We start from the raw sequence: 8036 nt of genomic DNA, 5'->3' as shown, positions 1-8036 counted from the left end.
TGCTTCCCAAGTCCCCAGAAGCAGGGCGTTTTTCTGTCCGGTGACGTTCAGGCGCGTTCGCTGGATTGGGTACCCGTTTGGTACCGGGTTCGCCCCTCCTGACGCGCTGTCCTGGTCGCGCCTCGAACTACCCGAGCAGCCAGGGGCTCCACGGAAGCCCGTGGAAGCCCCTCCGTAGCGTGAGCCCTGGCGAGGTGTGGCTGGGGAGGGACAGGTGGAGGAGCGCGGGTGGGAGTACCGGCGGAGGCAGCCGGAGGGGACAGTGCTGTACGAGGCGGTGAGGGAGAACCTGGCCACGCTGCTGGCGGAGGCAAGCGAGTTGGGACGCGGCCTGCCTGCCCCGGTACGTGGAGCGGGACGCGCGCCAGGTACCTGGAATGCGGAGTGCTGGCAGCAGGCCGGGGCCGTGTCGTTCATCCAGTTCTTCGGCTCGGCCTTGCAGGTGACGCCGCACTTCCACTCGCTGGTGCCGGACGGCGTCTTCGTGCCGGGGGAGGGAGGCGTGCGCTTCGAGGCGTTGCCGCCGCCCACGCAAGGCGAGGTGGAGCAGTTGCTGAGGGTGGTGCGTCACCGGGTGCTGCGCCTGCTGGAGAAAAGAGGGGCCCTGCCCGCGCAAGGGCCCGAGGACGCGAGGCAGGCGTACCAGGGCCGCACTCCCTGCAGCAACGGCTGCGCTGGGCGGAGGTGGACGTGCGACTCCCTCCCCGAAAGCAGCCCCGGTGCGCCTTCCTGGAAGGCTTCTCCCTGCATGCCAATACGCACCTCCATGCCAACGACAGGCAGGGGCTGGAGCGGCTATGCCGCTATGGGGCGCGTGGCGCGCTGGCGCTGAGCACGCTAGCAGCCACGCAATGTCACTCACAGCGTGAGAGATGTCCGTGGTAGCCTCGAAGACGTCACGGAATGGGAGGGAGGCATGACGGCTTTGAAAAGGCTCCGGCGGCTCGCCCGCATCACGTTGCTGTTGGGGCTGGGCGCCTGTGAGGGATTCCAGCTGGAGACTCCGACACTGGGAGCTGGGAGCACGCTCCACCTGTCATTCCAGTCCTCCACCCTGTACCCGGCTCCCCTGCCGGCCAGCATGCCCACCTCGCCCACCGAGTGCACGGGCGCGGGGGGCGCCATCATCGACCTGCGCGCCTGGGAGACGAATGGCGCCTTCGCCGAGAACGCGGCCGTGACGCTCTGGCTGGAGCCCGCAGGCACCGCCACGCTCGTCGCCCTGAACAAGCCCTGCGCCGCGTCCTCGAGCACGGCGTGCGTCAGCCTGGATGCCAATGGCGTGGGCCAGGCGTGCCTCCTGCCAGGCCCCGAGGCGGGGCAGCACACCGTCTTCGCCCGCTCCGGCTCCATCGAGGTCTCCAAGCCCATCACCGTGGGAGGACGGGTGCTGCCCGCGGGCGGCTCCATCCAGCTCAACGTCTCCCCGGACAGCTCCGCCCTGGCCACGCCCCCCGGCCCGAGGACGTGCGGCACGCCCGCCCCCCCCTCCTGCTTCCCCGGGCTGACGCGGCGGGCCTCGGTGGCCTTCCACGTGTCGGGCCCTGCGGGCAGCCCGCTCCCAGTCGAGGGGACGCAGCTCACCGTCAGCGTGAACGCGGGCTGGCTCGCCGTGCCCGGCGGGTGTGCCGCCGCGGTGGGAGAGGCGCTCTCCCAGAGGGTGCTCGAGACGGTCCAGGGCTCGGCGGTCGTGGACTGGTGCTTCAGCGACCTGGGGAGCACCGCCACCCTGCGGGTGCAGTCCGGCCCCGTCTCGGAGACCACCCAGCTCACCGTCCCGCCCGTCCCCACCTCGCTGGTGCTCACCGCGAGCCAGGGCACGGCCCAGGCCGGGGGCACCGTCGGCTTCAACGCCGTGGTCACCGGCTGCGATGGCAAGGGCATCCCGGGAGTGCCCATCCTCTTCCGGGCCACCACGGGCGCGGTGGAGTTCGGCGGCACCACGGGCGTCGTGGAGACTTCGGCCCGGGGTATCGCTTCCGTCATCGGGACCGTGACGCCCCCCGTCTCCGTCGTCGCCACACTCGCCGAGGCCCAGGACGTGCTTTGCACTGTCGATGTTGGAGGTGCGCCGTGAGACGCTGTCTGATTGCCGCCGTCCTCCTGCTGGGAACCGGCTGTGCCACCGGCGCTGGGGCCGTGGGAGGGGCCGCCACACCGGAAGCCCCCAAGCCCCTGCCCCGGACGCCCGTGCTGACGTGGCTGCTGGACTCGAGCCTGCAGCCCACGGCCATTCCAGAGCCAGGCGAAGTGGTGGTGGGCGACGAGCTGGTGGTGGTGGTCGACACCACCCAGCGCTTCGGGGGGAAGGCCACGGCTGTGGATACCCCTTTCCTCCGCACGGGCACAGCGGCGGCGGGAAACCCCATCCCCGTCTTCCTCCCCCCGGGCCTCCGCCATTTCTACGTGGCCACCCGAGGCCAGGACTATGTGCTCCAGCCCGCCGCGTGCACCCCCGGTGGGCCGCTTGTCGCCCGCATCGCGGGGGCACTCGACTGCGTCACCTCCGAGAGGCTTTCCAAGCACCCAGGGTGGGAGCGGCCCTCCACGGGCATGCCTCCCGTACCGCTCGATGTCTCCGTCTGCTCCGAGAAGCCGACCGATATCGTCCCCCCTGCGGGAAAGACCCAGGCCTGGAGCCTGGTCCAGAAGGACCCGACCATTGCGGCGGGAAATCCCAACCATGCCTGTCTCACGTCATGGATGTTCCAGCCGGACACCGACCTGACCGTGAAGTCCGTGCTGGTGAGCATCACCACGGATGGAGTCACCGAGCAGGTAGAGGCCAGTGCGAATGAAGGCGTGTGGCGCCTCCGCCGCCCGCTGAAGGCCGGGCGCGTCTTCGCCGAGGTGCGCATCACCTATGAGAACGGCCTCATCAACAACCGCGAGCTCGGCTACTTCAGCGTGGCGTCCCAGCAGGAGTATTCGCTGGTGCGCATCCAGCCGGAGATCATGACGAGCCGGAAGTTCCGCGCGGTGAACCTGGCCGTGGCGGTCACCCCTGTCCATCCCGAGTTCTTCAAGTCCGGCCCCTGGAAGAACAGCTGGTTCATGAATGGCTTCAGCCCCAGCATGGTGGTCCGCTTCGCCGGCGACAACACCACCCTCGTCCAGTTCGGCGTGGCTGCGTCCTTCTTCCTCAACCGGGCCATGCTCATCAACACCGGCGTGCTCTTCGGCAGCACGGACACCACGCGCTACTGGAAACCCGCCGAGAACTTCTTCATCGGGTTCGCCATCGACCCCATCCTCTTGATGGAGCTGCGCAACACCAATAGCAGCGGCAACAGCACCTCCACCACCACGGGCAGCACCCCCACGAGGTGAATGTCGTGAGTAAAGTCTATGTCGTCATCACGAATCCCGGGTCGGATCCGGATGGCTGCTTGATGGGTGAGTACCCCAATGCCTCGGCCCGGAAGGCCATCCGCTCGGCCCCCCCGCCCTGGGCGCTGGGGCCCTTCCACCCCTCGCGTGCGCAAGCCCTGTTGCAGCGCTTCATCGGCTCGGGAGGCGCCGGACATATCCCGGGCACGGAGAGCGGGCCCGCCGATATGACGGAAGCGGTGGCCCCGAGCCCCAAGAAGAAGGCCGCGGCCAAGAAGAAGGCCGCGAGCCCCAAGAAGAAAGTCACGGCCAAGAAGAAGGCTCCGAGCCCCAAGAAGAAGGCCGCGAGCCCCAAGAAGAAGACGGGCGCCCGCACCCGGCGCGGCTAGGCCGGGCGCTCAAGCCGCGTCCGCGTCCTCCTTCTCGCTGGAGGTGAGCTTGCCCCGGTTACGTGGCTCTCCCGCAATTTGTGTGAATCGTGAGCGCATACGAATGGCGCCAAGAGCGAGGCTCGCCTGCTCGCTACCGCTGAACCACACGAAGTGCGGGAGAGCCCCGAAATCGGGGCAGGCTCAATGGACGTCTGGAAGACCGAGGTGGGCAGTCGGCTCCGCTCCACCACCATCATCGGCTTCAGCGAGAAGCACCTGCGTGCTGAGCTGGGCCCCCTCGCCCTCAAGGGCATTACACCCTCGCGGTTGGAAGTGCTGCTCAACGCGAAGGCTGGAGAGCTGGCCCCCAAGTCGCTCAACCACCTGCGCGCTCACGTCCACCGCATCTTCGAGCTGGCGATCCGGCGCGGTCTCTTCACCGGCCCCAACCCCGCCAAGGCCGTCCCACGCATCAAACAGCCGAAGAAGCTCCCGCAGTACCTCAAGGCCGAGGAGGTTCCGCTGATGCTCACGGCCCTGGAGCGCCGCTGGCGGCCCCTGTTCGCCACGGCCGTCTACACCGGGATGCGCAAGGGCGAGTTGCTGGCGCTGAGCAAGTCGGACGTGGACCTCACGGCGGGCACCATCCGGGTGGGACGCTCCCACGGGAGCGACACCACGAAGGGCAACCGGGAGGACCTGCTGCCCATCGCGGTGGGCTTGGTGCCCTACCTGCGCGAGGCCATCGCCACGTCTCCCTTGGAGCTTCTGTTCCCTCGGGAAGATGGCACGCAGCACCGGCCGGACGTGGCCCTCCACGAAGCCGAGCAGGAGCCGATGATTCAACGCTGCCGCAATGGCCGCGCACGCTGGAGCCAATACCCCGGTCGGCGGCGAACGTGCGCGACGGCGAGCACCACCACGAGTTCCTCCAGCACGAGGTAGGGCAGTGCGAATGGGAAGCGCTCCATGAGGAGCCGCCTCACCTCCAAGTCCCTCGCTCGCCCGCCAGACCATGGAGGGTTGGCGCGAGGGGCCTCGGCAATCACCTGGAGACTCCGGCGGAGTTCAGTGAAGAATTCGGCTCCCAGGCCCGCGCGCTGGCCTTCGTACCAGTCCACGGCCACATCCACCTCACGGACAGCCTCGGGGTGGAGTTCGAGACGAACCTTCACCGCCGCTGACCGAGCCGGGCACTGATGCGCTCCTCGACCTGCTCCCAGGAGACCGTCTTCACGCTCCCGTCGAGCACTTCACGGGCCCGGCGCTCCAGTTCCGCGGACCACTCGGCCTGGGCCTCCGGGTCCTCGACCCCTTCCTCCAAGCTGAGTAGGAGTTTGTGGGCAACCTCGGCGCGCTCCTCGGGAGGGAGCCGCAGCACATCCGAGAGAAGGTCTTCCTTGGTCGCCATGGAACAGAAGTTTAAGCCCCGCCCCATGCACGGACAACGAAGGCCCGGCCCGGACGGCTGTCAGAGGCGAGCGCCCGCCGCTTGCTGCTGGTTTGCTGCCGAGGGGCACGGCGGGAAAAGAAAAGGCCCTGGAGTCCTCGCGGTTGTCCGCGAAACTCCAGGGCCTTTTTTGATGGTCGGGGAGACAGGATTCGAACCTGCGACCCCTTGGTCCCGAACCAATGAGAAGGACTGTCCAGGGGTTACCAGCGGTTCACAACCCTTTGTAAATACTCGGATTTCTGAAGCCGGACCTGTCCAGCCGTCCCATCCAGTACGCGCGGACACCAAGGATTTTGCTGCTACCTTGCTGCTGCGCCCTCCCCCTATGGCACCGGTGGCCTCCGGGTAAGGTCGGCTGCTGACCATCCGGGAAGTCGCTCAGCGGCTTGGGATGTGCCGGGCCGCCGTGTACCGACTGTGCGATCGGGGTACATTGCCCCACATCCGAATCTCCAACTCGATTCGGGTCCAAGAGGAGGCCTTGGAGCACTTCCTGAGGGAGCACACGGAACAAGCGCCCTAAAGCACCTCCTGGACCAGAGGACCCACTCGCCCTTCTTCCTCGACAGAATCCGTCCAGCGATTTTTCAGAGGGCGTCCGCGCAGACACGAACCCCCTGTACTCCAGGGAGGGATCGACGCCTGCCTGCTCGTTCCTACTTTCCGAATCCCACCCTCTCGGGAGTAAGAGATCCGGAGCCTTGATGAAGAACATCCGACTGGCAGGTTTCGTGGTGTGCCTTGTGCTCGGCGCCACCACGCGGGCCGCGCCCCCCATGCGCGGACCGGTGTGCGAGGCATCGCCCGCGTCGCAGGGCATCCAGAAGGTCGGCGAGGAGGTGGTGCGCCGCCTCGAATCGCCGCACCCGTATGCGACAGTGGAGTCGCGCTCCGCCAACGGAGCGCTCCACACCGACACGCTCAGCCACCCTGGGGCCTCATACATCGCCCCGCACTTCGCCACCCTCGAGTTGGAGGAGGGGGACTACGTCATCGTCCGTGCCCCCGACGGCTCGCGCTCCTGGCGCTATGACAACTCGCATCCGGGCGCGCGCGATGGGTTCTGGGGCATTCCCATTCCGGGGGACACCGCCCTCATCGAGCTACACAGCCTTACGGAGGACCGCCGGGGCGTGCTCAACAAGTACGGCTACCGCATCGACAGGTACGCGCGCGGCTACGGCGCCGGGGAACCAAGCACCGAGGGAGTCCAGGTCGAAACCCTGTGCGGCGCGGACGACTCCGGCTGGGCGCGGTGCTACGAGGGCGGTGAGCCGCAAATCTATAACCATGGCCGGGCCGTGGCGCGGCTGCTCATCAATGGCATCAGCGCGTGCACCGGTTGGCTCGTGGGCAACCAGGGTGACCTGCTGACGAACAACCACTGCATCAGCACGGACACGGACGCGCGAAATACCACCTACGAGTTCCTGGCCGAGGGTGCCACCTGCGCCACCGGTTGCGCCTCGTGGGGCGCCTGCCCGGGCACGGTGGTGGCCTCCGGCGCCACGCTGGTGAAGACGGACGCTCCTCGGGACTACACGCTACTGCGGTTGCCCACCAACCCCACCGGCACCTACGGCTTTCTCCAACTGCGCTCCACGGGGGCGGTGGTGGACGAGCGCATCTACGTTCCCCAGCACCCGATGGCACACGGCAAGAAGATCGCAGTCACCTCCAGCGCCACAGCTGATGCCTCCGGCTACGCCGAGGTGTACAGCCTCGACGAGGTAGCCTGCCAGAGCGGCGGCCCCAGCGACGTGGGCTACTACGCAGACACCCAGGGCGGCTCCTCAGGCTCACCGGTCATTGGCTACGCGGACCACCGGGTGGTGGCGTTGCACCACTGCGCCAACTGCCCCAACCGTGGCGTGCCCATCCAGGCTATCATCACCCACCTGGGCAGCGCCCTGCCGCCGTGTGCCCTGCGGAGCGACACGTGCCCGGACCCATGGGGTGCCAACGGCGAGCCGCCGCCGCCTCCTCCTCCCCCGCCGCCGCCTCCTCCCCCGCCGGCCGAGTCCTTCGCCTACAGCGCCACCAACACCAACAGCTCCCAGCAGAACACGGTGAACAAGGTCCTCACATTCAACGAGGGAGACATGGTGGAGGTGGGCACCTGCAACCTCACCGGCGCCACCTCCACCGGTGACACTTTCCTACGCCTGTTCAATGGCGCGGGCGTCCAGGTCACCTTCAACGATGACGCCTGCGGCGGCCGGTCGTCCTACTTCAAGTACACCGTACCCGCAGGCAAGGGAGGCAACCATGAAGTCCGCGCCGGCTGCTTCTCCAGCGGGAGTTGCGGGGGCACGGTGGTGTGGAAAGTCACCGTCGGCACTCCGCCGCCTCCCGGCCCCATCACCGGCTCGTTCACCTACAGCGCCAGCAGCACCCAAAACGCCACCCGCAACACCACCAACCATGACGTGACGCTGGCGGCGGGACAAACCCTCGATTTCGGCACCTGCACCGTGGCGGGCGCCTCGGGCAGCGGTGACACCTACCTGCGGCTCTATACGTCCACGGGCACCCTGGTCGACGCCAACGACAACGCGTGTGGCTCGCTCTCCTATCTGCGCTACACCGTTCCGGCGGGCGCGGGCGGCACGTACCAAATCCGCGCCGGCTGTGCCTCCAATCGGAGCTGCGGCGGCACGGTGGCCTACACTCTCCAGTAGGCCTCCGGGCTGACGAGAACCCTCACCGTTTCTTGTCCGTGCTCCGCGAGAGGGTCTGCTGGGTGTAGCGCACGATCTCCTCCAGAGCCGGCGCCGACTTCTCGTCGAAGATGCCGGTCTCGAGGAACTTCTGGAGGTCCTGGTTCTCTCGCACCTGCTGCTGGAAGCCCACGGAACCGGAGGCCACCAATACCCGGCCCA

Annotated in this window: 9 protein-coding genes; 7 read left to right on the top strand and 2 right to left on the bottom strand. The window is 67.8% G+C overall.

From position 1 onward, the window contains the following. The first annotated feature begins 214 nt into the window (after window positions 1–214). From VF794_RS04430 to VF794_RS04410, 5 genes are all read left to right on the top strand, one after another. Window positions 215–832 carry a transposase gene (locus VF794_RS04430; protein ID WP_331107924.1) on the top strand — a complete coding sequence of 206 codons (618 nt, stop codon included), beginning with the start codon at window positions 215–217 and terminating at the stop codon, window positions 830–832. A gap of 84 nt (window positions 833–916) precedes the next feature. Beyond that, on the top strand, window positions 917–2077 hold the full coding sequence (locus VF794_RS04425; RefSeq protein ID WP_331107923.1) for a hypothetical protein: 1161 nt from the start codon (window positions 917–919) through the stop codon (window positions 2075–2077). Beyond that, complete coding sequence (locus tag VF794_RS04420; RefSeq protein WP_331107922.1) at window positions 2074–3330, top strand: hypothetical protein; 1257 nt, start codon at window positions 2074–2076, stop codon at window positions 3328–3330. Before VF794_RS04425 ends, VF794_RS04420 begins: the two co-directional genes overlap by 4 nt. A 5-nt stretch (window positions 3331–3335) precedes the next feature. Continuing rightward, window positions 3336–3719: a hypothetical protein gene (locus VF794_RS04415; protein WP_331107921.1), complete on the top strand. Its 384-nt coding sequence runs from the start codon at window positions 3336–3338 to the stop codon at window positions 3717–3719. Window positions 3720–3905: 186 nt separating this feature from the next. Further along, on the top strand, window positions 3906–4646 hold the full coding sequence (locus VF794_RS04410; protein ID WP_331107920.1) for a site-specific integrase: 741 nt from the start codon (window positions 3906–3908) through the stop codon (window positions 4644–4646). On the opposite strand, the gene VF794_RS41690 is transcribed toward VF794_RS04410, so the two are convergent. Next, window positions 4544–4822 (bottom strand): hypothetical protein, encoded by a 279-nt coding sequence (locus VF794_RS41690; protein WP_414640873.1) that lies wholly within the window; start codon window positions 4820–4822, stop codon window positions 4544–4546. The genes VF794_RS04410 and VF794_RS41690 overlap by 103 nt on opposite strands. A gap of 50 nt (window positions 4823–4872) precedes the next feature. Then, window positions 4873–5112, bottom strand: a complete 240-nt coding sequence (locus tag VF794_RS04405) for an addiction module protein (RefSeq protein WP_331107919.1) — start codon at window positions 5110–5112, stop codon at window positions 4873–4875. A 397-nt stretch (window positions 5113–5509) separates the two neighbouring features. Between VF794_RS04405 and VF794_RS41685 the strand changes: the two genes are divergently transcribed. Together VF794_RS41685 and VF794_RS04400 are read left to right on the top strand one after the other, a co-directional pair. Beyond that, entirely contained in the window at window positions 5510–5677 is a 168-nt protein-coding gene (locus tag VF794_RS41685; protein WP_414640872.1) for a helix-turn-helix domain-containing protein, read from the top strand. A 181-nt stretch (window positions 5678–5858) separates the two neighbouring features. Then, window positions 5859–7835, top strand: coding sequence for a serine protease (locus tag VF794_RS04400; RefSeq protein ID WP_331107918.1), 1977 nt, complete (start codon window positions 5859–5861; stop codon window positions 7833–7835). Window positions 7836–8036: the final 201 nt, after the last annotated feature.

Source organism: Archangium sp., from assembly GCF_036389735.1.
Taxonomy (GTDB): domain Bacteria; phylum Myxococcota; class Myxococcia; order Myxococcales; family Myxococcaceae; genus Archangium.
This window is presented reverse-complemented; position numbering and strand designations above follow the sequence as displayed.